This is a genomic window from Listeria sp. LM90SB2 (assembly GCF_028867355.1).
GTDB lineage: Bacteria > Bacillota > Bacilli > Lactobacillales > Listeriaceae > Listeria > Listeria monocytogenes_B.
Window position 1 is genome coordinate 2,675,924 of sequence record NZ_CP046449.1, and the last position, 25,389, is coordinate 2,701,312.

At 39.4% G+C, this 25,389-nt stretch carries 24 protein-coding genes and 1 pseudogene; 5 read left to right on the forward strand and 20 right to left on the reverse strand.

What is annotated here, in order from left to right; translation table 11 throughout:
• Positions 1–80 precede the first annotated feature (80 nt).
• The 9 genes from rplB to pplA all read right to left on the reverse strand — a co-directional run bounded on the left by rplB (position 81) and on the right by pplA (position 7,229).
• Positions 81–914: a 50S ribosomal protein L2 gene (rplB, locus tag GL301_RS13310; protein WP_003727696.1), complete on the reverse strand. Its 834-nt coding sequence runs from the start codon at positions 912–914 to the stop codon at positions 81–83.
• Between the two features lie 40 nt (positions 915–954).
• On the reverse strand, positions 955–1,239 hold the full coding sequence (rplW, locus tag GL301_RS13315) for a 50S ribosomal protein L23 (protein ID WP_003720948.1): 285 nt from the start codon (positions 1,237–1,239) through the stop codon (positions 955–957).
• Positions 1,239–1,862 carry a 50S ribosomal protein L4 gene (gene rplD, locus GL301_RS13320; protein ID WP_003727695.1) on the reverse strand — a complete coding sequence of 208 codons (624 nt, stop codon included), beginning with the start codon at positions 1,860–1,862 and terminating at the stop codon, positions 1,239–1,241. The genes rplW and rplD overlap by 1 nt, the downstream gene beginning before the upstream one ends.
• Positions 1,863–1,887: 25 nt before the next feature.
• Entirely contained in the window at positions 1,888–2,517 is a 630-nt protein-coding gene (gene rplC, locus GL301_RS13325) for a 50S ribosomal protein L3 (protein ID WP_003726733.1), read from the reverse strand.
• A gap of 34 nt (positions 2,518–2,551) precedes the next feature.
• Positions 2,552–2,860: a 30S ribosomal protein S10 gene (gene rpsJ, locus GL301_RS13330; RefSeq protein ID WP_003720954.1), complete on the reverse strand. Its 309-nt coding sequence runs from the start codon at positions 2,858–2,860 to the stop codon at positions 2,552–2,554.
• 361 nt (positions 2,861–3,221) lie between these two features.
• Complete coding sequence (gene fmnA, locus GL301_RS13335; RefSeq protein WP_003726731.1) at positions 3,222–4,022, reverse strand: FAD export ECF transporter transmembrane subunit FmnA; 801 nt, start codon at positions 4,020–4,022, stop codon at positions 3,222–3,224.
• A 20-nt stretch (positions 4,023–4,042) separates the two neighbouring features.
• Positions 4,043–5,002: a 1,4-dihydroxy-2-naphthoate polyprenyltransferase gene (menA, locus tag GL301_RS13340; protein WP_003727692.1), complete on the reverse strand. Its 960-nt coding sequence runs from the start codon at positions 5,000–5,002 to the stop codon at positions 4,043–4,045.
• Positions 5,003–5,083: 81 nt separating this feature from the next.
• Positions 5,084–6,166 carry an FAD:protein FMN transferase gene (locus GL301_RS13345; protein WP_003726729.1) on the reverse strand — a complete coding sequence of 361 codons (1,083 nt, stop codon included), beginning with the start codon at positions 6,164–6,166 and terminating at the stop codon, positions 5,084–5,086.
• A gap of 163 nt (positions 6,167–6,329) precedes the next feature.
• Complete coding sequence (pplA, locus tag GL301_RS13350; RefSeq protein ID WP_003727691.1) at positions 6,330–7,229, reverse strand: extracellular electron transfer flavoprotein PplA; 900 nt, start codon at positions 7,227–7,229, stop codon at positions 6,330–6,332.
• A gap of 447 nt (positions 7,230–7,676) precedes the next feature.
• Between pplA and GL301_RS13355 the strand changes: the two genes are divergently transcribed.
• The 5 genes from GL301_RS13355 to GL301_RS13375 all read left to right on the forward strand — a co-directional run bounded on the left by GL301_RS13355 (position 7,677) and on the right by GL301_RS13375 (position 13,171).
• Complete coding sequence (locus tag GL301_RS13355) at positions 7,677–9,563, forward strand: FAD-dependent oxidoreductase (RefSeq protein ID WP_003726299.1); 1,887 nt, start codon at positions 7,677–7,679, stop codon at positions 9,561–9,563.
• 175 nt (positions 9,564–9,738) lie between these two features.
• Positions 9,739–10,173 carry a flavin-based extracellular electron transfer system protein EetA gene (eetA, locus tag GL301_RS13360; protein ID WP_003727690.1) on the forward strand — a complete coding sequence of 145 codons (435 nt, stop codon included), beginning with the start codon at positions 9,739–9,741 and terminating at the stop codon, positions 10,171–10,173.
• Between the two features lie 32 nt (positions 10,174–10,205).
• A complete protein-coding gene (eetB, locus tag GL301_RS13365; RefSeq protein ID WP_003723627.1) occupies positions 10,206–10,748 on the forward strand; it encodes a flavinylation system FAD exporter subunit EetB in 543 nt (180 codons plus the stop codon).
• 21 nt (positions 10,749–10,769) lie between these two features.
• Positions 10,770–11,750: a polyprenyl synthetase family protein gene (locus GL301_RS13370; RefSeq protein WP_003726301.1), complete on the forward strand. Its 981-nt coding sequence runs from the start codon at positions 10,770–10,772 to the stop codon at positions 11,748–11,750.
• Between the two features lie 89 nt (positions 11,751–11,839).
• The gene (locus GL301_RS13375) at positions 11,840–13,171 is read left to right on the forward strand and encodes a cyclic nucleotide phosphodiesterase (protein ID WP_012681459.1); all 1,332 of its coding nucleotides are present in this window, start codon (positions 11,840–11,842) and stop codon (positions 13,169–13,171) included.
• 46 nt (positions 13,172–13,217) lie between these two features.
• Here GL301_RS13375 and GL301_RS13380 read toward each other — a convergent pair.
• From GL301_RS13380 to fusA, 11 genes and pseudogenes are all read right to left on the reverse strand, one after another.
• A pseudogene (locus GL301_RS13380) lies at positions 13,218–14,204 on the reverse strand (DUF4003 family protein).
• Positions 14,205–14,309: 105 nt separating this feature from the next.
• Positions 14,310–15,053 (reverse strand): SIS domain-containing protein, encoded by a 744-nt coding sequence (locus GL301_RS13385; protein WP_003726304.1) that lies wholly within the window; start codon positions 15,051–15,053, stop codon positions 14,310–14,312.
• A complete protein-coding gene (locus tag GL301_RS13390) occupies positions 15,054–15,773 on the reverse strand; it encodes a KDGP aldolase (RefSeq protein WP_021496114.1) in 720 nt (239 codons plus the stop codon). It abuts the gene before it with no gap.
• A complete protein-coding gene (locus tag GL301_RS13395; protein WP_014654309.1) occupies positions 15,733–16,482 on the reverse strand; it encodes a creatininase family protein in 750 nt (249 codons plus the stop codon). Before GL301_RS13395 ends, GL301_RS13390 begins: the two co-directional genes overlap by 41 nt.
• Positions 16,483–16,494: 12 nt before the next feature.
• Positions 16,495–17,487 (reverse strand): phosphotriesterase family protein, encoded by a 993-nt coding sequence (locus tag GL301_RS13400; protein ID WP_003726307.1) that lies wholly within the window; start codon positions 17,485–17,487, stop codon positions 16,495–16,497.
• 69 nt (positions 17,488–17,556) lie between these two features.
• Positions 17,557–18,855: a PTS ascorbate transporter subunit IIC gene (locus GL301_RS13405; protein WP_003726308.1), complete on the reverse strand. Its 1,299-nt coding sequence runs from the start codon at positions 18,853–18,855 to the stop codon at positions 17,557–17,559.
• Between the two features lie 26 nt (positions 18,856–18,881).
• Positions 18,882–19,154, reverse strand: a complete 273-nt coding sequence (locus GL301_RS13410; RefSeq protein WP_003726309.1) for a PTS sugar transporter subunit IIB — start codon at positions 19,152–19,154, stop codon at positions 18,882–18,884.
• A gap of 2 nt (positions 19,155–19,156) precedes the next feature.
• Entirely contained in the window at positions 19,157–19,591 is a 435-nt protein-coding gene (locus tag GL301_RS13415) for a PTS sugar transporter subunit IIA (RefSeq protein WP_003726310.1), read from the reverse strand.
• A gap of 192 nt (positions 19,592–19,783) precedes the next feature.
• On the reverse strand, positions 19,784–21,850 hold the full coding sequence (locus GL301_RS13420; RefSeq protein WP_012681461.1) for a BglG family transcription antiterminator: 2,067 nt from the start codon (positions 21,848–21,850) through the stop codon (positions 19,784–19,786).
• Between the two features lie 153 nt (positions 21,851–22,003).
• On the reverse strand, positions 22,004–23,191 hold the full coding sequence (tuf, locus tag GL301_RS13425) for an elongation factor Tu (protein ID WP_003723640.1): 1,188 nt from the start codon (positions 23,189–23,191) through the stop codon (positions 22,004–22,006).
• 108 nt (positions 23,192–23,299) lie between these two features.
• On the reverse strand, positions 23,300–25,387 hold the full coding sequence (gene fusA / locus GL301_RS13430) for an elongation factor G (RefSeq protein WP_274758814.1): 2,088 nt from the start codon (positions 25,385–25,387) through the stop codon (positions 23,300–23,302).
• Positions 25,388–25,389 lie beyond the last annotated feature (2 nt).

A 25,389-nucleotide genomic window follows, 5' to 3' on the forward strand; every position in this document is an offset into this window, starting at 1 on the left:
CCTCCCTTCGCATAGTCAGGAAGCTGAGAACGCATGTCCTCGCTATCCTGCTACCAATTTTATTCAATCTATTGATCCGATTATTTTTTCTTACGACGACGTACGATAAATTTATCGGAGTTGTTGTTTTTCTTACGTGTTTTGTATCCAAGAGTTGGTTTACCCCATGGAGACATTGGCGATTTACGGCCGATTGGAGCTTTACCTTCACCACCACCGTGTGGGTGATCGTTCGGGTTCATTACAGATCCACGAACAGTTGGGCGTTTACCCATCCAACGTGAACGACCTGCTTTACCGATGTTGATAAGTTCGTGTTGTTCGTTACCAACTTGACCGATTGTAGCACGGCAAGTAGCAAGAATCATGCGAACTTCACCAGAGTTTAAGCGGATTAATACGTATTTACCTTCTTTACCAAGCACTTGAGCACTTGTTCCAGCAGAACGTACTAATTGTCCACCTTTACCAGGTTTCATTTCGATATTGTGGATAACAGTACCCACTGGAATATCTTTTAATTCTAGTGCATTACCGACTTTGATATCAGCTTCTGCTCCTGAATAAATTGTTTGACCTACTTCAAGGCCTTTTGCTGCGATGATGTAGCGTTTTTCTCCATCAGCATAGTTGATTAGAGCAATATTAGCAGAACGGTTTGGATCGTACTCGATCGTTGCAACGCGTCCAGGAATACCATCTTTGTTACGTTTGAAATCAATCACGCGGTATTGGCGTTTATGGCCACCGCCGTGATGACGAACAGTTAACTTACCTTGGTTATTGCGTCCGGCTTTCTTTTTAAGAGGACGTAGTAAAGATTTTTCTGGAGTACTTGTAGTAATCTCAGCGAAATCAGAACTAGTCATGTGCCGGCGCCCGTTAGTGGTAGGTTTATACTTTTTGATCGCCATTGTTTCCCCTCCTCGTTAGATTTATTTAAAGTTAGTCGAATTATACTTCAAAGAATTGAATTTCTTTGCTGTCAGCTGTAACAGTAACAATCGCTTTACGGCGTTTGTTAGTGTAACCTGCATAACGGCCCATACGTTTAAGTTTGCCTTTGTAATTCATTACGTTTACTTTAGCAACTTTTACGTCGAAAATTTCTTCAACTGCGTATTTTACTTGCGTTTTAGTTGCGCGAGTATCTACTTCAAATGTATATTTCTTATCGTCGAGAATACTTGTAGATTCTTCAGTTACAACTGGGCGCTTAATGATGTCGCGTGCATCCATTATGCGAGCACCTCCTCTACTTTTTCGACAGCTGCTTTAGTGATAATTAATTTATCATGTTTAGCAACTTCTAGTACTGAGATACTTTCAGCTGGAATAACTGTAATGCCTTGTAAGTTGCGTGCAGATAATTCTACATTTTCACTTTCACCGGCAACTACGATTAGTGCCTTAGTATCTACAGAGATATTTTTAAGAAAAGCCGCAAATTCTTTTGTTTTAGGTGCATCGAAAGTCAAACCTTCAAGTACAACTAATTTTTCTTCATTTACTTTAGAAGAAAGAATTGATTTAATCGCTAAACGACGAACTTTCTTAGGTAATTTGTATGCATATGAACGAGGTGTTGGGCCGAATACGACACCACCGCCACGCCATTGCGGGGAACGGATTGAACCTTGACGGGCACGACCTGTACCTTTTTGACGCCATGGTTTACGTCCGCCACCACGTACTTCTGAACGATTTTTTACTTTGTGAGTCCCTTGACGTAGGGATGCACGTTGGCTCAAAATCACATCAACAACAACTTTTTCATTTGGTTCGATACCGAAAACAGTGTCGTTTAAAGTAATTTCGCCAGCGTTTGTTCCATCTTGTTTAAGTAAGCTTAATTTTGGCATTCGTTAGTCCTCCTTTCCAAATGAATTATTTTGCTTTAGTAGCAGTTTTAATTTGAACTAATGCTTTTTTAGCGCCTGGAACGTTACCTTTTACTAAAAGAACGTTCTTTTCAACGTCTACTTTAACGATTTCTAGGTTTTGGATAGTGATTTGTTCTCCACCCATACGACCTGGAAGTAGTTTATTTTTGAAAACACGGTTAGGTGCTACTGGACCCATTGAACCTGGGCGACGATGGTAACGGGAACCGTGGGCCATAGGGCCGCGTGATTGTCCGTGGCGTTTAATAACACCTTGGAATCCTTTACCTTTCGATACGCCTGTCGCGTCGATGATGTCACCTTCTGCGAATACGTCTACTTTTACTTCTGCACCAATCTCATACTCGTCTAAGTTTACATCGCGGAATTCGCGAATGAAGCGCTTAGGAGTAGTATTGGCTTTTGCTACATGACCTTGTTCGGGTTTGTTTGACAAAATTGCTCTCTTATCTTCGAAACCGATTTGTACAGCTTCATAGCCGTCAGTTTCAACAGTCTTCTTTTGAAGTACCACGTTTTGTGCTGCTTCGATTACTGTTACTGGAATAAGTTCGCCGTTTTCAGTGAAAACTTGTGTCATCCCTACTTTTCTACCTAAGATTCCTTTGGTCATGAGTCACACCTCCTGTTAATTTAATATATTCTTATTATAGTTTGATTTCGATGTCCACACCGCTTGGCAAGTCTAAACGCATCAAGCTATCAACTGTTTGTGGTGTTGGATTAACGATGTCGATTAAACGTTTGTGTGTACGCATTTCGAATTGCTCACGAGAGTCTTTATATTTGTGGACCGCACGCAAGACTGTGTAGATTGACTTCTCTGTTGGAAGTGGGATCGGACCAGATACAGAAGCACCTGAGCGTTTCGCAGTTTCTACAATCTTTTCTGCTGATTGATCCAAAATACGGTGATCATAAGCTTTTAAACGAATACGAATTTTTTGTTTTGCCATTACTTTCCCTCCTTTTCGCCTACTTTTAAAGTAGACATTCTCCGTGAAAATTACCTGAACATCCGCCATGGCAAAGCGGCCGGGTGTGTCAGCAACCTTTCACTTCATCACATGGGCATTCCCGGCAATACCGGGGTGCTCGTTGTCAAAAGGGCAGACCAATGCCTGTCCATTTGCACTTTATCTATTATACACGGGTTAGGGATAGTAATCAACCGCTTTTTGAAAAAAGTTTTAAGTTATTTTCATAGGAACTATTATATAGAAGATTCTCGGTTTTGGTTTATCTTCAAACTGTCTGACAGAGCCATTCTGCTCATTTTATCCAAAAGAAAAAAACATCCGTTAATATCGAATGTTTTTAAGATGTTCTTAGTATTACGAGTCCCGCGGTTAAAAGTATCATTACACATGCCGCAATCAAATCTCCAAAATGCCAATGCAATATTCGGAATCTCGTGCGCCCTTCGCCTCCTTGATACCCTCTCGCTTCCATTGCATCCGCTAATTCTTCCGCTCGGTTAAACGAACTAACAAATAACGGAATAAAAATCGGGACAACAACTTTCATTTGTTCGAAAAGATTACCTTCACCAAAATCCACTCCGCGAGCTCGCTGCGCTTTCATAATTTTATCTGTTTCTCCCATAAGGGTTGGAATAAAGCGAAGTGCCACCGAAATCATTAATGCAATGTCATTCACCGGCACTTTGAGTACAGCAAACGGACGAAGGATGTAAGCAATTGCGTCTGTCAGGTTCATAGGCGTCGTTGTGAGCGTGATAACGGTCGACATCATGATAATTAAGACAAAGCGCAAAAACACAAATACCCCGTTCAAAAGCCCAAATGAAGAGATTGTAAATGGACCCCAATCAAAATAAATCGTTCCGCCACTCGCAAATAGTATTTGCATTACTACTGTAAATAAAATTAGCCAAATAAGTGGTTTTACACCTTTTATAAACACTTTTAACTTGATACCTGTCATTTGAATGACCATGAGTGTGAACAAAACCATTAAGGCGTATGTCCACCAGTTATTCGCCAAAAATAAAATGCCGATATAATAAAAGCCTGCTAAAAGTTTCGTTCGCGCATCCAGACCATGAATCAAGGACTCCCCTGGGACAAAACGACCTAATATTAGTTTTTCAATCATTCAAAGAAGCCCCCTTTTCTTTACGCCAGTTGTTGAAGTACCACGCTCACCGCCATTAAAATTGTCAATGTCGCATTAATTAATACGAAATTACGAATACCAATAACAAATGTTTTTGATTTTACTTGTTCTTTATTGAATTTAACTAGATTACGATACACTGGATAGATTGTTATTAGTGATAGTAACATGATTGGATGTAAGAAGTTTATAGCTACCGAAACAACCACAGCTAAAAATGAAGCATAATATAAAGCATTAAATAATAAGACTCCCATTTTTCTTCCTATATAATACGGAAGTGTGTAACGATGATTCCGAATATCTTCATCTAAATCACAGAGATTATTCGCGAGCATGATATTAGCTATTGTGAAAATACAAGGTAAGGATACCACACCTATCCGAATAATTTCTATTAGATTGAACTGGATTGTCACCATTTCTCCTTGCCAAAGTAAATTCGCTATTCCCGCGTCGTATGCATTTACATATACAGCTAAGAAGAAAATCCCAAACCCCATCGTTACGCCTGAAAAAATTTCACCTAACGGCATACGAGAAAGCGGTACAGGACCGAATGTATATAAGATGCCTATACAAAAGCAGACAAATCCAATTAAGAGCACTAAAAGATCTGTTCGAAAAACTAACCAAACACCTAATCCTGTAGCAATGAAGAACATCAAGAAAATAGTTATAATAACTGTTCGCACCGGAATTTGCTCTTGCCCAATTACATTGCTGGTAGTTCGATAATCGTAATCATGATTGTCTGTTGCTTTGCGGTAATCCATATAGTTATTAATCGCTGTTGTAGTCAAGTCGAATATGAGCATAGATCCGAAAAATATCAACGTATTAACAGGTTTGAACATATCATATTGATACACAACAAATAACGTTCCTAACATAAACGGAAAAACACTAGCTATCTTCGTTTGGATTTCAACCAACTTCAGAAACGATGGTATTGACATATCCCCTTTTTAGCCCCTTTTCTAGTTTATTGTGAGCAGAATCCAGAGCGAATTCTGCTCACTTTCTTCTATAATAATAGTTTATTTTTTTAGCGTGTCCATCTGGAAGTCTTTATCCGTTAATTCGAATTGACCTTTTAAGCCAGAAGTTTCGTATACTTTTTTCTCTTTACTGATGAAAATAGCATCTACACCTTCGAATTGTTCAATGTAGTCCATGCCACCTTTAACCCCTTTGGAGAAAGTAGCGGTGGATAGACCGTCGCCATCAATTGATTTTTTAGATACAATCGAAACTCCAGCGATATCATTGTCAAACGGATATCCTGTTTTCGGGTCTAAGATGTGATGATATGTTTTACCATCCACTTCAAGGTAACGTTCATAAATACCAGAAGTTACGATAGACATATTAGATTCAGGAAGCTTCCCAATAACACTTCCACGCGGAGAAAACGGATCTTGAATTCCGACATTCCATTTGTTGCCATTCGGGTTGTTGCCTTGAACATAAATGTTTCCACCTAAATCTATGATAGAGGTTGTTACTTTATTTTCTTTGAATACCTTTAAAGTCTCGTCAGTAATGAAGCCTTTAGCAATTGCCCCTAAATCTAGTTCCATACCTTCTTTTTCCAAGTATACTGTTTGGTCTTTATCATTCATTTTAACGTCTTTGTAATTAATTAATGGTAACACCGCGTCAATTTCTGCTTGAGAAGGTTTGCGCGCATCAGAAAAACCGATGTGCCATAGAGATGTTAACGGCCCAATAGTAATATCGAAGCTACCACCAGAGTTCTCGGAGTATTTAAGCCCTTCTTGAATTAAGTAGTATACATCTTTAGATACTTTCACTGGTTTTTTGCCGGCTTGTTCGTTGATTTTATCCACTTCAGACGTTTTTTCCGAATCACTTGTGGTAATCTTGGCAGCTAGATCTTTGATTCGATCGAAGCCTTTATCAAGCACGTCTTCTTTGCCTTTATCATAAATTTTAAGCGTTACTACTGTGCCCATTAGAAAGTCTGTTTTGGAGTATGGTTGATCCATTAGTTTTTTTGAATCACTTGGTTCACTCTTTGTTTCTTTACTAGAATTTCCACACGCTGATACAACAAGCGCCAATATGATAACTGAAATTATTATTTTCCATTTCTTCATTAGCTTTTTCACCTTTCTAAATCCGTGATCTTTACTTGAATAACTATAGCGTAAAAAAAGGAATAAATCTACAGTAAAAAGGCTTAATTCCTCTGTTTTTCGATAAAAAAATCGGCTAGCCCTAGAAATTAGGACCAGCCGTTTTGTACATAAATTTCGCTAATTATTCAGCTTCTACTAGGTTGTACACTTTAATTGTGTCAGTGTTACCATTTTGTGCAGCATTTTGAAGTTGAGCTGCGTAGATTTTGAATTGGTTAGAAGAGTTAGTAGCACCAGAAACAGTGTCTACTGCAGCAACGTCTTGTTTTTCAACAAGAGATTTGTTAAGTGCTGGGATGTATTCTTTTGGACCAGTACCAGATTTAGCTTTCATGTTTTTCTCGTAGTCAGCATCGTCTGATTTAAGTTTGCCGTCTTTGTCAACATAGTTGTAGTCAGATTTAGTGATTTTGCCATCTTTAACATCCATGCTGAATACTACACGGTAACCATGTGCGTAATTTTGTTCTTCAAGTTTATAAGTTCCATCTTCCATTTTAGCTAAGTTGTTGATGGAAATTGTAGTTGTATCAGCTTTTTGAGCTGCTTGGATTAATTGGTTAGCATAGTTGATGAAAGCGTCAGAAGAATGAGTTGCTCCTGAAACTACTTCTACAGATGCTGCAGATTGATTTTTAACTAAAGAATCGCTTAATTGTTTCAAGTATTCTTGAGGACCAGTTCCTACTTTATCTTTCATTGCTTTTTCGTAGTCTGCATCTTCAGATTTTAATTTGCCATCTTTGTTTTTGTAATCGTAGTTAGCTTTTGTAATTTTACCATCTTTAACTTCGATTGACATGAAACCTTTCCAGCCTTTGTCGTCGAAATTCTTTTCTTCTAATTTGTAAGTACCATCAGTCATAGTACCATCAGTTTTAGCTGTTTTCTTTGTTTCTGTTTGTTTTGTGTCTGTGCTCTTTTTGTCTTTGCTGCTGTCGTCACTGCTACCGCAACCTACTAGTAATAAACTTGAAGCCATTACCACGGTAATACCCATTGCTACTTTTTTCAATTTCATGTTTTGCTCCCACCTTTTGTTTTATTGATTAACTTTGTTTGTGATTTCGTGAACACAAACCGATAGTCTGCGAAAGCGATATCACTTTTACAATACAAATGATACCATCAGCGCCCGGTTTTGTCTACTGTAATTCTAAAGACATAATTCATCTAATTTTCAAAATAATGACTATTGGTATATATATAACAGTTAAAGCCAACCTTTTCTAGCAAAATAGCAAACAAAAATGTCTAACATCCTATGTTAAACAAGGACTTTTAGCCTGCTTAATTATGTAACATTTGCACAAAGTCCTATTTTTCAAATTTAGATTAGAATTGTTCTTTACTATCTAGACATTAGTAGGAGGTTTCTGTTAAACTATGATAGGTTATAATAATACTGTGGGGAATTTTGGACTCATTTTATTTTTGTGAATAAACTTACAAGGAGTTGAGGAAGCATATGCCTGAAAAGAATATCGTTTTAATTGGGGCAGGATATGCAGGTGTACACGCTGCTAAGAAATTAGCTAAGAAATACAAGAAAGACAAAGACGTTAATATTACATTAATCGATCGTCATTCGTACCATACAATGATGACTGAACTACATGAGGTTGCTGGTGGTCGTGTTGAACCAACTGCAATTCAATATGATTTACGTCGTTTGTTTAATAGAACAAAAGTTAATCTTGTAACTGATAACGTGACACATGTAGATCATGATAAAAAAGTTGTAACAACAGAGCACGGTAGTTATCCGTTTGATTACCTAGTACTTGGTATGGGCGGAGAACCTAATGATTTCGGAACTCCTGGTGTTGGCGAAAATGGCTTTACACTTTGGTCTTGGGAAGATTCTGTTAAGTTACGCAATCATATTGAAGAAACTGTAACGAAAGCATCTCGCGAACAAGACGTTGAAAAACGTAAAGCAATGTTAACATTCGTTGTTTGTGGATCTGGATTTACTGGTATCGAAATGGTTGGGGAACTTTTAGAATGGAAAGATCGTCTTGCTAAAGATAACAAAATTGACGCATCTGAAATTAAACTAGTTGTAGTAGAAGCTGCTCCAACAATCCTAAACATGCTTGAAAGAAGAGACGCTGACAAAGCTGAACGTTACATGGTTAAAAAAGGTATTGAAATCATGAAAAACGCTGCTATCGTTGAAGTTAAACCTGAAAGCATCGTACTTAAATCTGGCGAAGAGCTTCCAACAAGTACATTAATTTGGACTGCTGGTGTTCGCGCTAACTCTGATACAAAAGATTACGGTATGGAATCTGCTCGTGCAGGCCGTTTGAAAGTAAACCAATATATGGAAGCAGAAGGTCTTAAAGACGTTTATGTCGTTGGTGACCTTGCTTACTTTGAAGATGAAGAAGGTAAACCAACTCCGCAAATCGTTGAAGGTGCTGAACAAACTGCATTAACTGCAGCGAAAAGCATTATCGTGGAAATGAGCGGTACTGGCGAGAAAGAACCATTCCAAGGTAAATATCATGGTGTAATGGTTTCTATCGGAGCTAAATACGGTGTTGCTCACCTTGGTGGTATGCACTTATCTGGTTGGTTCGCTATTTTAATGAAGCATATGGTTAACTTGTATTACTTCTTCGGTATTCGCAGTGGTTATTACATGTGGCAATATATTATGCATGAATTCTTCCACATTAAAGATCACCGCAACATTTTCCGTGGTTGGACTTCTCGTTATGGTAACGTACTTTGGGTTCTTCCTTTACGTGTATATCTTGGTTGGTTCTGGATTGACGAAGCTCTTTCTAAAATCTACGGTGAAACTACATGGGATAAAGTAAGTATTACAAATTTAAAACCTTTATTTAACGGTATCGGTTCTGATTCTTGGTTAACTGCAACTACCTCTAAAATGCCATTCGAATGGTTACAAACTGCTGCTACATCTGGTGCTAGTCAAGCTGCCGGTGATGCTGCTGGGGCTGCTGCAACAAATGTAACTACTCCAATTCTTAGTCATATGCCTGGTTGGTTCCAGTGGATTATGGAACTTCTAATGCCAAACCTTGATGTTGCTCTAGTAATGCAAAAAGTTGTACCTTTTGTTGAACTTGCAATCGGTCTTGCTATGGTGGTAGGTCTATTCACTTGGCTTGTAAGTATCGGAAGTGCCGGATTCCTAGTAATGTTTACACTAAGCGCTATGCTTGGTTGGGACAAATTCTGGGCGTTACCAGCTTCTATCGCACTTCTAAATGGCGCTGGACGCACATTTGGTCTTGATTATTGGGCTGTTCCTTGGTTCCAAAAACATCTTGGTCATTGGTGGTACGGTAAGCCAAGATCCGTTTACAGAGACAAGTAATTTAGTTAGTTAAAATTTTAAATAAAAACTCGGGAGTGCATCCAAAAGCCAGTTTTGGCATAGGAGGTGCTTCCGTTTTTATTATTTGTTGATTTCTTGAACTTTTTCCTATTATATTTAGGCATTATCCTTTAAAATAGGATTTGTACATGACATTTTGAAAGGAGGCAATACGGTGAAGAAGTATCTTTCTATGGTGAAGCGTTGGGATATTATTATTATTTTATCTCTTTGTATACTCTCCTTTTTGCCGATTGCTATTTTTTCATATGTAAAAGCGAATGAACCGGCTCCTGCTAACGGAAAAAAAGAGCTTGTTGCAGTTATTTCTGTTGATAGTAAAGAATATAAAACTGTTACGCTCACTGGGCACAAAGGGACGGAAAGCTTTGATGTGAAACAACCAGATGGACATACTAACACGATTGAGGTTTCGGGGGAAGAAATCCGAATTAGTAAAGCGAACTGTAACGATCAAGTATGTGTTCGGACTGGAGCAATTGATAAACAAGGCGATACAGTTGTTTGTCTTCCACATAAGTTAGTAATTGAAGTAAAAGCGAGTGACGGGAGTTCAGGCGATTCAGATGATCCGATTATCTCTTCCTGACCTTATCCTCCAATAGATAGGAAAGTGTTTCTATGACAAAAAACAGACGATTAGTATATATAGCACTTCTGGCTGCTCAAGCGGTTGTCATTAGTTTACTCGAGCGGGCTATTCCGTTTCCATTTGCGTTTGCTCCTGGGGCGAAACTAGGTCTTGCTAATATTATTACGTGTATTTCGCTTTATACATTATCGGCAAAAGATACTTTTATGATTATCTGCATTCGGTTAGTATTATCCACTTTGCTTGGTGGGACAATTTCGACCTTTATGTATAGCGCGGCCGGAGCTATCTTAAGTTTTCTTGGGATGTGGCTCGTACAACAACTTGGGCCGAAACGCGTGAGCATCATTGGCGTTAGTGTTACCGGTGGGATTTTACATAACGTTGGTCAGCTCGTAATTGCTAGTTGGATTGCTGGTACTTGGTCCGTTATGCTTTATTTGCCAGTATTATCTTTCATCGGCATTCTTTCTGGGATCGCGGTTGGGATCGCAGCAAATTACCTACTGAAAAACGTCCAAACTTTGCGGATGTTCGCTGATGCTAAACAAAGTCAAGCAGCACAAAAATAACTTTAAAAAAAGGAGTTCAATATGCAACTTCATGCTATGTGGGATGAGTATCCTGCACTTTCCAAAGATTTACAAGAAGTCTTACAAACGATTGAAAAAAATATTCAAATTCGCGATAAACACGTTGAGCAAAACGTGAAAGATTTGATTCACGCTGGCGGGAAATTACTGCGCCCTGCTTTTGCGCTTCTTTCTGCGCAAGCTGGTCCTGATTATGATAAAGAACGTGCTGTTTCGATTGCTGCTGCGCTTGAAGTACTTCATATGGCGACGTTGATTCATGATGATGTCGTTGATGATTCTCCGTTACGCCGCGGGATCCCGACAATTCATTCTAAATATGGTCGTAATTATGCTGTTTATACAGGCGATTATTTATTCTGCATCTGTTTCAAAATTTTATCCGCACATGCTTCTTCCGTGGAGAACATTGAATTTAATAGTAAAAATATCGAAAAAATCTTAATGGGCGAACTAGACCAAATGCGCACAAGCTACAAAATGAATGTAACTGTTCGTGAATATTTAACGCGTATTTCTGGTAAAACAGCACAATTATTTGCACTTAGTTGTTACTCTGGCGCAACTGGCAGTAAAGCAACACGCATGACAGTTGCAAAATGTTATAACATCGGACATTACCTTGGCATGGCTTTCCAAATTATTGACGACGTACTGGATTACACAAGTACGGATGAAGGTCTTGGCAAACCCGTTTTAAATGATATGAAACAAGGTATTTATTCTCTGCCACTTATTTATGCAATGAAAGGTCACTTGGCTGAATTCGAGCCACTTCTTTCTCAAAAACTAGATATGACGGATGAAGCTTCCGAACAAGTTTTAGCACTTATTTCTAAGTATAAAGGTGTCGAACAGGCATTCAAACTTGCCAACAAATATACGAATAAAGCGCTTCGTGAAATCAAAAAACTACCAGCTGGCGCGTATCGTGATGATATGTACCGCTTGACGAAAAATATTTTAGATCGAGATATCTAAACCGTTTAGAACATTGCTCCTTCCATATTGAGTTTTGTTCTAAATTTTGGAACTTATTGTGAAAATACAAACATGAAAGCGTGATTAACGTGATTCGATTTTTTAAAATAGTTACACCGATACTCTTATCTATCTCTTTAGTTGCTTGTAGTTCCGCAAGTGGAAAAACAGAGAAAATTACTGCGCCAATTGAGAAAGACCGTAATTTATCGATGGTCGTAACGACGGATGTTCATTACTTTGCGCCATCGCTAACCGACAACGGAAAAGCCTTTGAAAAATATGTGGCTGCGGGTGATGGGAAACAGTTAGCTTATAGCGATGAAATAACCGATGCTTTTTTGGCGGATGTAGAGGCTAAAAAAACAGACGTCCTTATTATTAGTGGCGACCTTACGAACAACGGTGAAAAAACAAGTCATGAAGAGTTAGCCAAAAAACTTACTCAAGTAGAGAAAACTGGGACGCAGGTTTTTGTTGTTCCGGGTAATCATGACATTAACAACCCTTGGGCCCGCAAATTTGAAAAAGATAAGCAGTTACCAACCGACACTATATCACCAACTGATTTCAGTAAAATTTATGGTGATTTTGGATATAAAGATGCTATTTCAAGTGATGAGTTTTCGCTGAGTTATTTAGCAGCTCCTTCTTCCAAAGTATGGCTGTTAATGTTAGATACCGCTATTTATAAAACAAATATGCAGCAAGGAAATCCCACAACGGAAGGCGGACTAACAGCCGGAACATTAGATTGGATAAAAGAAAGCAGTGCGCTTGCAAAGAAAAACGGCGCTAAACTTGTCCCTGTTTTGCATCATAATTTAACTGATCATAATGATGTTATTCAAAAAGGTTATACTATTAATTATAATCAACAAGTAATTGATGCGCTTACGGAAGGCTCTATGGATTTTTCTCTAAGTGGCCATATTCATACGCAAAATATCCGCTCTGCGAAAAGCACAGATGGCAAAGAAATTACCGATATCGTAACCAATGCTCTTTCTGTTTTCCCGCATAAATATGGCAATATTACTTATAGTGCCAAAAACAAAAACTTCACGTATCAATCTCAAAAGTTAGATATGGAAGCTTGGGCAAAAGCGCAAGGCTCTACGGATGAAAACTTGCTTAATTTTAATCAATTTGATTACGAAACTTTTTATAATAGTGGCTACGATAAGGCAATGATGGATTTAATGACCGATGAATCTTATGATAAGTACAACCAAGCGGATAAGGAAAAAATGGCAGATACGATGGGATTAAATAACATGTATTTCTTCGCCGGAACTGCCCCTCCAAAATCTGATGGTATGGCTTTATGGGATTCTGCACCGAATTCATTTTTGAAAGATTACGTTTTAAGTTCATCCAATCCGCCTAAGAAAAGTAATGACTATTATGTTAGTCCTTAAATCATAAAAAAACTGGTAGCCGTTATGGCTTACCAGTTTTTTTGTATTAACTAGATGCGGCTGCCGCACTCGCTGCCGCAGCTGCACTCACCGCAGCTGCTTGTTCCATTGCAATCAATATATGCACATTGACCATTAACCCTTCTAATTGTTCCTTACTCATTTGACCTGATTGTTTTTCCGTATATAGGCTTATTGCTAGAGCTGTAACGAATTCTCGTCCGAAACGCAAGCCTGGTTGTTGCTGTAATTCATCAATTAAGTTCACTAACCCTGAATCGATTTTTCGCGCGTCCATGACAAAAGCTAAAATCCCAATACTTGAGTAATGTAGCGGTTTTACTTTTATCCCTTTTTGTCGTAGTTCTTCTACAATATTATCTACTCTTCGAATGAATTTACTATCTTTTTAACCGTACAAAAGTGTCCCTGTTGTTGCTAAAAATTGTAAGCTATCATTTTTGCGGAAACCTTTCGCGGCGAACTCTTGAAAATAGTACTCTGTTATTTCAGCCAATTTCGTGGTATTTTCTTCAGGAAGATTTGCTAAGAAAACAGCTGTTGTCACATCTTCACTTTTAGTTAAAAATGGATGGTCTTTTTTGAAAAGTTGGTGAATAGTTTTCGCTTTTCGGGCTGTCTTTTTGGGATTTTCTGATTCTAGTAATAAATATGCTGCAAAATAAGTGTATTCTGTGCGCTGGAATCCCGCTTGGATCAATGTATTATAATTAGCAATTACTTGCTGGACGCTCTCTCGGCTGGCATTATCGTTCGCCATGAGCAATCCTACCAAGGATGCGCGAACATTTCCGTTTAGTGCAGTGAACATGCCTAGTTGTCGTTTAATTTCTTTATTTATTTCACTAAATTCCTCTGGATTAACCACTTCATTATTCCCCGCAAAAAGACGAGCAATTAGAAATCGAATTCGTTTATCAATAAAACTAACGCCACTCGTTTTTACTAATTCATAGTTCTTCATTAATAATTTCGTTGCTTGTTCGCTATCAAATACATTTGCTGAATCCATCGGCCGCACTCCTTTATCATTTTTATATAGTTTAATTATATCGCAATCTATAGAAATACTCTAACATAGTAAAAAAGTCTAGGTGCTAACCTAGACTTTTCTTTCTTATAAATTCATTCCAAGAAGCGGAATTCGCTCATTATATTTATCAACAAGTGCTTGATTATGTGCATCGGCATTTTCGACATTTCCACTAATAAATACTGGCGGTGTGAAGTTGTCGTTTACCATTGTTTCGATTGCTTCTGCAAAAATAGATTGCAAGATGACTGCGCCCGTTACCGTCGATGTTGGGGCGAATGCGATATCGAAGTTTGCCGATTTTAGGACGGCATCACCTTTGACAGCACCGTTATCAATTACAATGTCCCCTGTATCAGATAAACGTTTTCCGGATGTGTGGCGGGATTTTTGGCTAGCGGAGTATTGGAGCGAAGTAATGACGATGACAAATGCACCTTTTTCACGGGCAATTTCAGCAACATCAATTGGTACAGGGTTTCGTCCGGACGTCGATAGCACAATCATGATATCGCCAGGACGGATATCTTCCTCTGCCATAAATGTTTTCGCATAATCATTTTTTCGTTCCAGTACAGATGACGCCGCAGCTCCTTCGTGAAGCATAAGTGGTTCATGCAAAATCGGATGAATCGCAGCCAGTCCACCTGCGCGATAAAATACTTCCTCTGTTAAAATATGCGAGTGACCGCAACCAAATAAATGGATTACCCCGTCGTTTTCAATAGACTCGGCTACCTTCGCTCCTGCTTCTTTTACATAATCAGCTTCATTATCGAGAATGTTTTCTAATAAACGAACTGTAATATCGATATAGTTATTAATCATTTAATTCCCCTCCAAAGCTGCAAAAATTTTCTCGATTTCTTCCGGTTTCGTTCGGCCAGTTGCTTTGTCAATTGTTTTTCCAAAAATATGCGGCATATAAAAGGGAATTCCGGTGGACTTGATGGCGGTTGTTATTTCAAGAATATTGTCAGCTCCAATTCCTCCCGCTGGCTCAATACCGTAAATGCCTTTATCGGCTGCAATTTTTGTTAAGTAAACTAGTTCATCTAAATATTTCGTGCCTTCAATGCTCATAAATTTGATGGACGGGATGTTGGCGGATAGACAATAATCGACAGCTTCTTCAGCGGTAATTTCGTCTCCGGAAGATAGTTTGACGATGCCGATTTTCCCGGTTGGACGAACGAGTGCATTAGTGTATGTTTCCGGAAGTAAGTCATTTGTTAATCCCGCGGTTTCGATTGGCTGGTTAATATGACTGTTTGGAGCCAGACGTGCAATATGAAGCACATCACGCCAGTTTTGCCAGTCACCACCGCCACCAAGACCAACACTAATGACGGGGGCTGTTGTTTGTAATTCTTTCACCATATTTGCGGCTTCTTCTGCTGTTTCATAGTTCGTTGCAACGATTCCCGGAACGGCAAAACCGCGCGCCGCCTCCATGACTTCCAGGCTATTTTCCTTATCTTTCGCTAAAAAATTAAATAGCGCAAAATTATTCCATTTCGGTAGATTTTCGAATTTTTTCTTGTTCAAGTTTTATCAACTCCACACATGTTTTTAACGTCTTTTCAATCAAGTATTCGCCTTTTTCTGCTGTTGCCAAAGTTGCTTCTCCCAGAACCGCTGTCTTCGTGAAGTTTTGCCACGGTGTTGGGGTGAAATCCGCATCGATTGGTAAAATTGGCGGATCATCTATGGCGCGGCTCATATCGGCATTTTCTGGGGACAAGTAGAGCATGAGAGATGTTTCGATTTCACAGGCATGAATATACGTATGATGGTTAGCTTTTCCTTCGCGCACGTCCATTGCTAATTTTTGGATATTCGGGTAAAAAATGTGCAAGATAACCATATCAGGATATTTTGCATATAGTTCGCGCGCTGCATCTTTTAGCGCAGCCATATTGCCAAGATGTCCACTCACTGGGACAAACAGACGGAATCCTTGTTTATATAGACTTTCACCAATCTCTACAACTACTTTCGTTACCGTTTCATTTGATAGTGTTAAACTTCCAGGGAAATCTTGCAAACTCCAAACTTGGCCGTATGGCAAAACCGGAAGCACGAATCCGCTCGTTTCCGCCGCTATTTTCGCTGAATATTCTGACGCTAAAATATTGTCTGTCCCTAGTGGCAAATGCGGCCCATGCGCTTCGACTGCTCCTATTGGCAAAAGGACTGGTTTTGTTTTCGTGATTTTCGCGCCAATATCAAATGAATTTTCATCTGCATATAACACAGATTTCGCCTCCTATTTTTTAAAAGTAAAACATCTTGCTGGGTTATCCACGAAGAATTTTTTAACTAATTTTTCTCCGTCAAAGCCTTTTTCGTTTGCTTCATCAATAAAGCGTGGCACCCATTTTTTGGCGATATATTCAAGTCCTGGTCCGTGACCATAATGTTTATAATAAGTTTTGCGTGCTGTATCACCACTAACTAAAATTTGATCTTCAAAGCCTTCCGAAACTAGATATAGAATCGCTGCAATCCGAGCGCTTTCTGGTGCGTATTTGATTTTTGCGATGCCATCAAATGACATGAATGCGCCTGTTTTGGCAACTTGCTTGTGATAATACGGGTCTAGGTTGCGGTCCATATGACCAATAGAAAGGTATTCTAACGGGATATTTTCTTGTTTTAAAATCTCGATTTGTTCTAAAGCCATCGTTCCCGCTTCTGTGTGAGAATGAATTGGTGCTTTTGTCTCGTGATGTGCTCTTGCAACCGCACGTATTGTCTTTTCTTCTAAAGGTGTAATCATATTGTAGCCAGTGCCAAATTTCACCTGACCAGCCTTATACGGCGTTCCTTCAAGCCCATTTTCGACTTCATTTACAACGAATTCCGTTAGTTTGTCTGTAGTAGTATTTTCAATCCATTCATAGTAGGTTTCAAAATCCCCGATGATTGGTTTCAGTTCTGGTTTAATCTTCCCGTCCCATAAGAAACTTTTGTTAAAGCCAGCTGTTCCAACGATTTGGATGCCTGTTTCTTTGGAAATTTGCGCCACATCTAAGACGCGTCTGCCGTAATCAACCGCGGTTGCATCGACAATTGTTTTGCCTCCTAAATCGGCGAAATCTTGTACATCAAGTTGTGATTTTTCTTTATCATCCAAAAGTAAATCATCGGCATCTCGCTCTTGCCAGTAAGCCGGCACGCATACAATATGCTCGTGTGAATAAGTAAATCCCAGTTGTTCAGGGGCAATATCTCCATAAAAAGTACGAATAAAACTCATTTTTTAAAACTTCCTTTCAAAAAACCTCTTCCTCTTGAATGCTAGACAAGGAAGAGGTTTAGATTTTACTTAAAAGAATAACTTCGCTAACATGCTGACAATTGGTCCGAGGATAAACATATCTGAGTCGGCTGCCCACATTGCTGTATCTGGAACAGTCGTATTGATAAAGAAGGTAACCATAATATATTGTCCCCAAGCAACAACCGTAGCCGTTAAAAATCCACCTATCAAGGCTCCTCTCACCCCACCAGTTGAGTTACCGAATACACCAGCAACTGCCCCGTGGAAGAAAAGAACGATCATTGTTGGCACAAACACGTAGCCAACTGTATTTCCAAGTACTACTAACCAGATAATCGCTCCAATGAACGCACCTACGAAACCGATAATTACGGAGTTTGGTGCATATGGATAAACGATTGGCGCATCTAGTGCAGGTTTCGCACCCGGTACAAGTTTTGTTGCAATACCATTGAAGGCCGGTACGATTTCACCGATAAACATCCGCACACCTACAAGAACGATGGCGATACCAGCGGCAAACGTAAAGGACTGAACGATGGAGTATACGATGAAGCTTTGATTTCCAGCTTCTGCGATTAATTTTTCTGCTCCCGGTGTTTTCTTCACCATCAGAATCACTGCACCAACTACGAACAGAATCCCCATTGTAAGAGCTGTAATAACGTTAGAGTCACGTAGGAACTCTAATTTTTTCGGTAAATTAATATGTTCTGCATCGTTTTTCTTATTCCCAAATACTTTCCCTAGCAAAGCGGATAGAATCGCTACACTGGATGAAGTATGTCCTAACGCGACGTTGTCATTTCCAGTAATTTTACGTAAGAATGGTTGTGTAATCGCTGGTTGTAATGTCCAGTAAAGACCCATAATTACTGCTAAGAAGAGTACAAGACCCCAGAACGGAATATCCCCGCCGACAGCTTGCACAGTGATTCCTGCAAAAATCGTCGTTGTCCAGAACATCATATGACCAGTTAAATAAATGTACTTAAATGGTGTAAATCGTGCTAATAATACGTTGACTAAAAATCCGAGTGTCATCGCAAGTGTTACCGCACTACCAAATTTTGCATTAAAGGCTTCTTGTCCTAAAAAGCCTGCAAGTGGCGGTGTTTCAAGTCCGAATACTTCTTTCCACATTGGTTCAAAAATCCCAAGGGAACCAGTAATAACAGCCGCACCAGCGTTAATAATTAAGAATCCAATAATGGCTTTGAACGTTCCGCTAATCACTTGGCTTAAATTTTTCTTCTGTAAAAGTAACCCGAGAAGTACGATAAAACCTAAAAGTATGGCTGGGGTTCCAAAAAAGTTATTGGCAATCCACGTAATAATCTCCATTTTTTTCCCACCTTTTTTTGTCTTATTTAACTATTAATTGCTTCAGATAATGCCGTTTTAATTTCTGCGTTGTCAAAATAGTTGTTGACGATGACTACTTTGGCGCTTGTATCTGTTCCAAGTGTTTCTGCTAACTCTTGGCTCGTTACAATAATATCCACATTCATCGAGCGCGCAGCTGATACATCAATGTGCTCCACGTCTGCATCTACTCCCATGTCGCGTAAAACTGTCTCTACATTCATTCGTAAAATTAAGCTTGTTCCTTGCCCAAGTCCACATACTGCTAAAATTTTCATCGTTATCCCTCCACTAATTCTCCAATTGCTTGGTAATCTTCTGAATGAATCAATTTTTCAATATTATCGTTGTTACTAAGCAAGGAGACGATTTTTTGAATGACTTTCAAATGTGCCTCACTTGAAGTTGCTGCAAGGCCGAATACTAATCGTACGGGATCATTCGCGGCGTGTCCGAAATTCACGCCTTCTTTTAGTACGACTAGTGATACTGCAGAGTTTTCCACACCATCAGTTGGTCTTGCGTGCGGAATGGCTATTTGAGGTGCAATGACAAAGTACGCACCATTTTCATGATAAGATTCCACCATTTTTTCTACGTACTGCTCGCTCACATAACCTGCATTAACTAATAATTCTCCTGCTTGCACGATAGCTTCGTCAGCATTCTTAGCTGATCCATGCAGATTCACAAGCTCTTTATCCAAAAAAGACATATCTCTTCATCCCTTCTAACTAATTGATAGCGCTATCAATAACTTACACTCTTATTATAGCTGTAGCGCAACTGTTTAAAAAAGCCCAATTCCTTTCTTTTCGAAAGTGCAAAAAATAGACTGTTACATTTTGTTGTTAGCGAGCATACAAAAAGCCAGCGCGGCATCTTGGTGCCCCACTGGCTTTCTTGCTTATTGTATCGTTAACATTGCGGCAATTTCCGCTGCTGATGTCGCTTGTTCAATCTGCTCTAGCAAGTGATGTTTCATGATTAAATTAGTGAGTTGGCTCAGCGCATTAATATGTGTGTAGGAGTCAATGGAAGCGAGCACAATAATTAACTTCACTTGATCTTTCGCTTTACTTGAAAATGATACTGGCTGATTTAAGCGCAGTAAGCTCATTCCGACTCGGTATGCCCCGTCATCCACAGACGCATGTGGCAGTGCAATCCCTGGCGCAATAACGATGTATGGTCCGAGTTTCTCAATATTTTCAATCATCGCATGCTGATAATTTCTCGAAATGTAGCCTTCTTGTTGCAGCGATTTCGAGGCAACTAGGATAGCTTCACGCCAGTCCGCCACACTTTCTTTAAAAGTAATTCGTTCTTTCGGTAAAAGTTCTTCGAGTGTTGGAGATTTTTCTAGTTGGCTGTCTGATTGCACTTGGAACAATACCGATTTCAGTTTTGCCGCCAATTTCTCGCGGTCTTCCACTTTGGCATATTGATCTACTACATCAAGCACAGAAGACAACATGCGCGCATCCGAGTCCTTTTGCAAAATGTGCGGGGCAATCGCCTTCATCAGTTGTTGTTTCTGCGCTTCTGTCAAAATTGGACTAACGATAAAAACTGGTGCTTTTGGTTCCATAATTGGCAAAGTCGACACAATAAAGTCTGGTGCGTATAACCCTTTTTCAAATTCACGGATGGAAATTGGTTCTAATATCTCTACTCGCTCACCAAGTAATTGCGATAATTGCCGTTCAATCATCCGCGACGTTCCGACACCTTTGGAGCAAACGATTAAGAGTTTTTTTCGTTCAACTAAAGTATTATTTTTGCGTGAAAGATAGCCACCGAACAAGATTGTTACGTACGCTATTTCATCCTCTGGAATTGTTTCACCAAGTAAATCTTCTAGCGGTTCGAGTGATTTTTTCGTAATCTCGTACACATCACTGTAACTTTGTTTAATGTCTGTCCTTAGCGGGTTAATCCACTCAATTTGGAATTTAAGCCGATAGTAGGCTGGTTGTAAATGAAGCAATAAATCTTTTTTCAAATTGCGATGGTCTTCAAAATTCACGCAAGCAAGACGTTCAAATTCGGCGATGATTTTTTCAACGATGAGATCTAATTTTCCTTCAGCAGCCGCATCATCATTCAAACGACTCGCCCCAAGCAAAAGTTTACCTAAATAAGTGATTTCCGCATGATTGATTTTAAAATTCTCACTTTGCTGCAATTGCTGATAAATTTCCTGCGCAATCTCAAAAGATTCTACTTCATGCTCTTCTTGTTCATTTAAATAGCAATTACGCTTCATTCGTTCTTTAAAGAAGAAAATCATAATACCAATGCGCTCAAGGACCTCGTCAGTATAACGAATTCCGATTTTTTTCTCCGTTACTGCTAAAATTTCGAAAATCGTATCTAATTTGTGAAATAACTCCTGATTTTTTATCATCGGATTAATTTTCATTAAATCGAGCAACTGGTCTGCGGTTGCGATTTCTTCGTTATTCATACAATAGTGAATAAAAAATTGGCGAATACTGCGCTCATCACCGAGAACCATATTGCCATTTTTACGGTCATACGCAAGTTCTAAATTAAACTGTTTTAGCGCTAATTTTAATTGTTTAATGTCCTGCAAACTTGTATTACGACTGACTTCATTGCATTCATTAATCGTATCAATGATTACTCGCGCATCTGTTACGAGCAGAAAAAATAAAATACGGATGCGACGCTCACTTGCTGAAAAGACTTTGTGGCTCGCTTCCCTATTTCCAAGGATTTCTTTAATTGTCGATTTTTCATCTTCTAATAAATAATACCCTTGTCCACGAACAGATTGAATACCATCGAGTCCTATATTATCTAATTCTTTATTAATTTTTTCCACATCATATTGAAGTGTTCGTTTGGAAATTCCTAGTTCTTCTTGTAATTTCTCGGGTGCAAGATATACATTCGCCACAACGAGTGATTCGAGCAACGCCATATTTCGAGCATCAAATTGTACCACTTGGCCTACCTCCTTGATTTCGGTCTAGAAGGTAAAAAGATATGTCTACTTTAAGGTTATGCGAAAATGTGATATTTTTCAAGTTAATTTTTATTTCAGACAAAAAAAACCGACAAAGCCAAATGACTTTGTCGGTTTGAATCGTATCAGATATTATTTGCTGATGTTAGAAACAACGCCAGCGCCTACTGTACGTCCGCCTTCACGGATAGAGAATTTAGTACCGTCTTCGATAGCGATTGGTGCAATTAGTTCAACTGCAAGCTCAATGTTATCACCAGGCATTACCATTTCAGTACCTTCTGGAAGTGTAACAATACCAGTTACGTCAGTAGTACGGAAATAGAATTGTGGGCGGTAGTTGTTGAAGAATGGAGTGTGACGTCCACCTTCTTCTTTAGTTAAAACATAAGTTTCAGCTTTGAAGTTAGTGTGTGGAGTAATCGAACCTGGTTTAGCTAATACTTGACCACGTTGGATATCTTCACGAGCAACACCACGTAGAAGTGCGCCAATGTTGTCGCCAGCTTCAGCGTAGTCTAGTAATTTACGGAACATTTCTACTCCAGTTACTACTACTTTTTTGCTTTCTTCTTCAATACCGATAACTTCTACTTCGTCACCAACTTTAACTTGTCCACGTTCAACACGTCCAGTTGCAACTGTTCCACGACCAGTGATTGAGAATACATCCTCAACTGGCATCATGAATGGTTTGTCAGTATCACGTTCTGGAGTTGGAATGTAAGAATCTACAGCTTCCATTAACTCGTCAATTTTAGCTTCCCAGTCAGCTTCACCTTGAAGTGCTTTAAGAGCTGAACCTTTGATTACAGGAATGTCATCGCCAGGGAATTCATATTCAGTTAATAGATCACGAATTTCCATTTCAACTAATTCTAGTAATTCTTCATCGTCAACCATGTCACATTTGTTCATGAATACAACGATGTATGGAACACCAACTTGACGTGAAAGTAAGATATGTTCACGAGTTTGTGGCATTGGGCCATCAGCAGCAGATACTACTAAGATAGCTCCGTCCATTTGTGCAGCACCAGTGATCATGTTTTTAACGTAATCGGCATGTCCTGGGCAGTCAACGTGTGCATAGTGACGGCTGTCAGTTTGGTACTCAACGTGAGCAGTAGAGATTGTGATACCACGTTCTCTTTCTTCCGGAGCACCATCAATTTGGTCATAAGCTTGTGCATCAGCATAGCCTTTTTTAGCAAGTACAGTTGTAATTGCAGCAGTTAAAGTTGTTTTACCATGGTCAACGTGTCCAATAGTACCAATGTTAACATGGGGTTTAGAGCGGTCAAATTTTTCTTTTGCCATTTTAAAATATCCTCCTCGATAATTCGATAATTATTTTTTACTTAGCTTAAATTTAAACTAAGTAATACTTCTAACTAAAGTTATACTTGATGTTGCGAAAAAAATCAATTAATCTTCTTTGTTGTTTCCACCATTAGCTTTAATGATTTCTTCAGCAATAGATTTAGGAACTTCTTCATAGTGGTCAAATTGCATAGTGTATACACCACGACCTTGCGCACCTGAACGAAGGTGAGTTGCATAACCAAACATGTTTGCAAGTGGTACAAATGCGCGAACAACTTGAGCGTTACCGCGAGCTTCCATACCATCTACACGACCACGACGGGAAGTAATGTTACCCATGATATCACCAAGGTATTCTTCTGGGATAACAACCTCTACAGCCATCATAGGCTCAAGGATTACAGGATCACATTTCTTAGCAGCATTACGTAATGCCATTGAAGCAGCCACTTTGAAGGCCATTTCATTGGAATCGACGTCATGGTAAGATCCGTCGTAAAGTTTTGCTTTGATGTCAATCAGTGGGTAGCCTGCAAGTACACCATTATCTAGTGCGCCTTCAAGACCTGCTTGTACAGCTGGGATGTATTCACGTGGAACAACCCCACCAACGATTGCATTTTCAAATTCAAATCCTTTACCTTCTTCGTTTGGTCCGAATTCAATCCAAACGTGACCATATTGTCCACGTCCACCGGATTGACGTACGAATTTACCTTCAACTTGAGCAGATTTACGGAATGTTTCACGATAAGAAACTTGTGGATCACCAACGTTAGCTTCAACGCGGAATTCACGTCTCATACGGTCAACAAGGATGTCAAGGTGAAGTTCACCCATACCGGAGATAAGAGTTTGGCCAGTTTCTTGGTCAGTTTCAGCACGGAAAGTTGGATCTTCTTCCGCTAGTTTCGCAAGAGCTTGCCCCATTTTATCTTGGTCAGCTTTCGATTTAGGTTCGATAGCGACTTGGATAACTGGTTCTGGGAATTCCATGGATTCTAAGATAATTTGTTCTTTTTCATCACATAAAGTGTCCCCAGTAGTTGTATCTTTAAGTCCTACGGCAGCAGCGATGTCACCAGCGTATACGATCGAAATCTCTTCACGGTGATTAGCGTGCATTTGAAGGATACGTCCAACACGTTCACGTTTACCTTTAGTCGAGTTTTGTACATATGAACCGGAATTCAAAGTACCGGAATAAACACGGAAGAAAGTTAAGCGTCCAACATAAGGGTCAGTCATAACTTTGAATGCTAGGGAAGAGAATGGTTCTGAATCATCAGCGTGACGAGCAGCTTCTTCTCCATCAGGCAATACGCCGTTAATAGCTGGAACATCTGTTGGTGCTGGAAGGTAATCAAGTACTGCATCTAACATTGGTTGAACACCTTTGTTTTTGAATGCTGTACCACAAACTACAGGATAGAACTCAACGTTAAGTGTTCCTTTACGGATACCAGCTTTAAGTTCTTCTTTTGTAATTTCTTCGCCTTCTAGGTATTTCATCATTAGCTCTTCGTCAAGTTCAGCAACTGCTTCCACTAATTTACCGCGGTATTCGTCTGCTAAGTCTTTCAGATCAGCTGGAATTTCTTTAATATGAGGGTCATTTCCTAAATCATCTTCGTAATACAACGCGTTCATTTCGATTAAGTCAATGATACCTTCAAATGTATCTTCGGCCCCGATTGGGAGTTGGATTGGGTGCGCGTTGGCAGCCAAACGTTCATGCAAAGTACCTACAGAATATAGGAAGTCTGCGCCGATTTTGTCCATTTTGTTGACGAATACTACACGAGGAACCCCGTAAGTAGTAGCTTGACGCCAAACTGTTTCTGTTTGTGGTTCTACACCAGATTGTGCATCTAGAACCGCAACAGCACCATCAAGTACACGAAGCGAACGTTCAACTTCAACTGTGAAGTCTACGTGTCCTGGTGTATCGATAATGTTTACTCGGTAGCCTTTCCATTGAGCTGTTGTCGCAGCAGAAGTGATAGTAATACCACGTTCTTGCTCTTGCTCCATCCAGTCCATTTGAGAAGCACCTTCATGGGTTTCACCAATTTTGTGAATACGCCCTGTATAGAAAAGGATACGTTCAGTAGTGGTAGTTTTACCCGCATCAATGTGGGCCATGATACCAATATTACGAGTCTTTTCTAAGGAGAACTCTCTAGCCATGT

Excerpts from the sequence above, each read along its gene's own strand:
- rplB (WP_003727696.1), bottom strand. The coding sequence starts at position 914 with ATGGCGATCAAAAAGTATAAACCTACCACTAACGGGCGCCGGCACATG.
- rplW (WP_003720948.1), bottom strand. The coding sequence starts at position 1,239 with ATGGATGCACGCGACATCATTAAGCGCCCAGTTGTAACTGAAGAATCT.
- rplD (WP_003727695.1), bottom strand. The coding sequence starts at position 1,862 with ATGCCAAAATTAAGCTTACTTAAACAAGATGGAACAAACGCTGGCGAA.
- rplC (WP_003726733.1), bottom strand. The coding sequence starts at position 2,517 with ATGACCAAAGGAATCTTAGGTAGAAAAGTAGGGATGACACAAGTTTTC.
- rpsJ (WP_003720954.1), bottom strand. The coding sequence starts at position 2,860 with ATGGCAAAACAAAAAATTCGTATTCGTTTAAAAGCTTATGATCACCGT.
- fmnA (WP_003726731.1), bottom strand. The coding sequence starts at position 4,022 with ATGATTGAAAAACTAATATTAGGTCGTTTTGTCCCAGGGGAGTCCTTG.
- menA (WP_003727692.1), bottom strand. The coding sequence starts at position 5,002 with ATGTCAATACCATCGTTTCTGAAGTTGGTTGAAATCCAAACGAAGATA.
- GL301_RS13345 (WP_003726729.1), bottom strand. The coding sequence starts at position 6,166 with ATGAAGAAATGGAAAATAATAATTTCAGTTATCATATTGGCGCTTGTT.
- pplA (WP_003727691.1), bottom strand. The coding sequence starts at position 7,229 with ATGAAATTGAAAAAAGTAGCAATGGGTATTACCGTGGTAATGGCTTCA.
- GL301_RS13355 (WP_003726299.1), top strand. The coding sequence starts at position 7,677 with ATGCCTGAAAAGAATATCGTTTTAATTGGGGCAGGATATGCAGGTGTA.
- eetB (WP_003723627.1), top strand. The coding sequence starts at position 10,206 with ATGACAAAAAACAGACGATTAGTATATATAGCACTTCTGGCTGCTCAA.
- GL301_RS13370 (WP_003726301.1), top strand. The coding sequence starts at position 10,770 with ATGCAACTTCATGCTATGTGGGATGAGTATCCTGCACTTTCCAAAGAT.
- GL301_RS13385 (WP_003726304.1), bottom strand. The coding sequence starts at position 15,053 with ATGATTAATAACTATATCGATATTACAGTTCGTTTATTAGAAAACATT.
- GL301_RS13400 (WP_003726307.1), bottom strand. The coding sequence starts at position 17,487 with ATGAGTTTTATTCGTACTTTTTATGGAGATATTGCCCCTGAACAACTG.
- GL301_RS13405 (WP_003726308.1), bottom strand. The coding sequence starts at position 18,855 with ATGGAGATTATTACGTGGATTGCCAATAACTTTTTTGGAACCCCAGCC.
- GL301_RS13410 (WP_003726309.1), bottom strand. The coding sequence starts at position 19,154 with ATGAAAATTTTAGCAGTATGTGGACTTGGGCAAGGAACAAGCTTAATT.
- GL301_RS13415 (WP_003726310.1), bottom strand. The coding sequence starts at position 19,591 with ATGTCTTTTTTGGATAAAGAGCTTGTGAATCTGCATGGATCAGCTAAG.
- tuf (WP_003723640.1), bottom strand. The coding sequence starts at position 23,191 with ATGGCAAAAGAAAAATTTGACCGCTCTAAACCCCATGTTAACATTGGT.
- fusA (WP_274758814.1), bottom strand. The coding sequence starts at position 25,387 with ATGGCTAGAGAGTTCTCCTTAGAAAAGACTCGTAATATTGGTATCATG.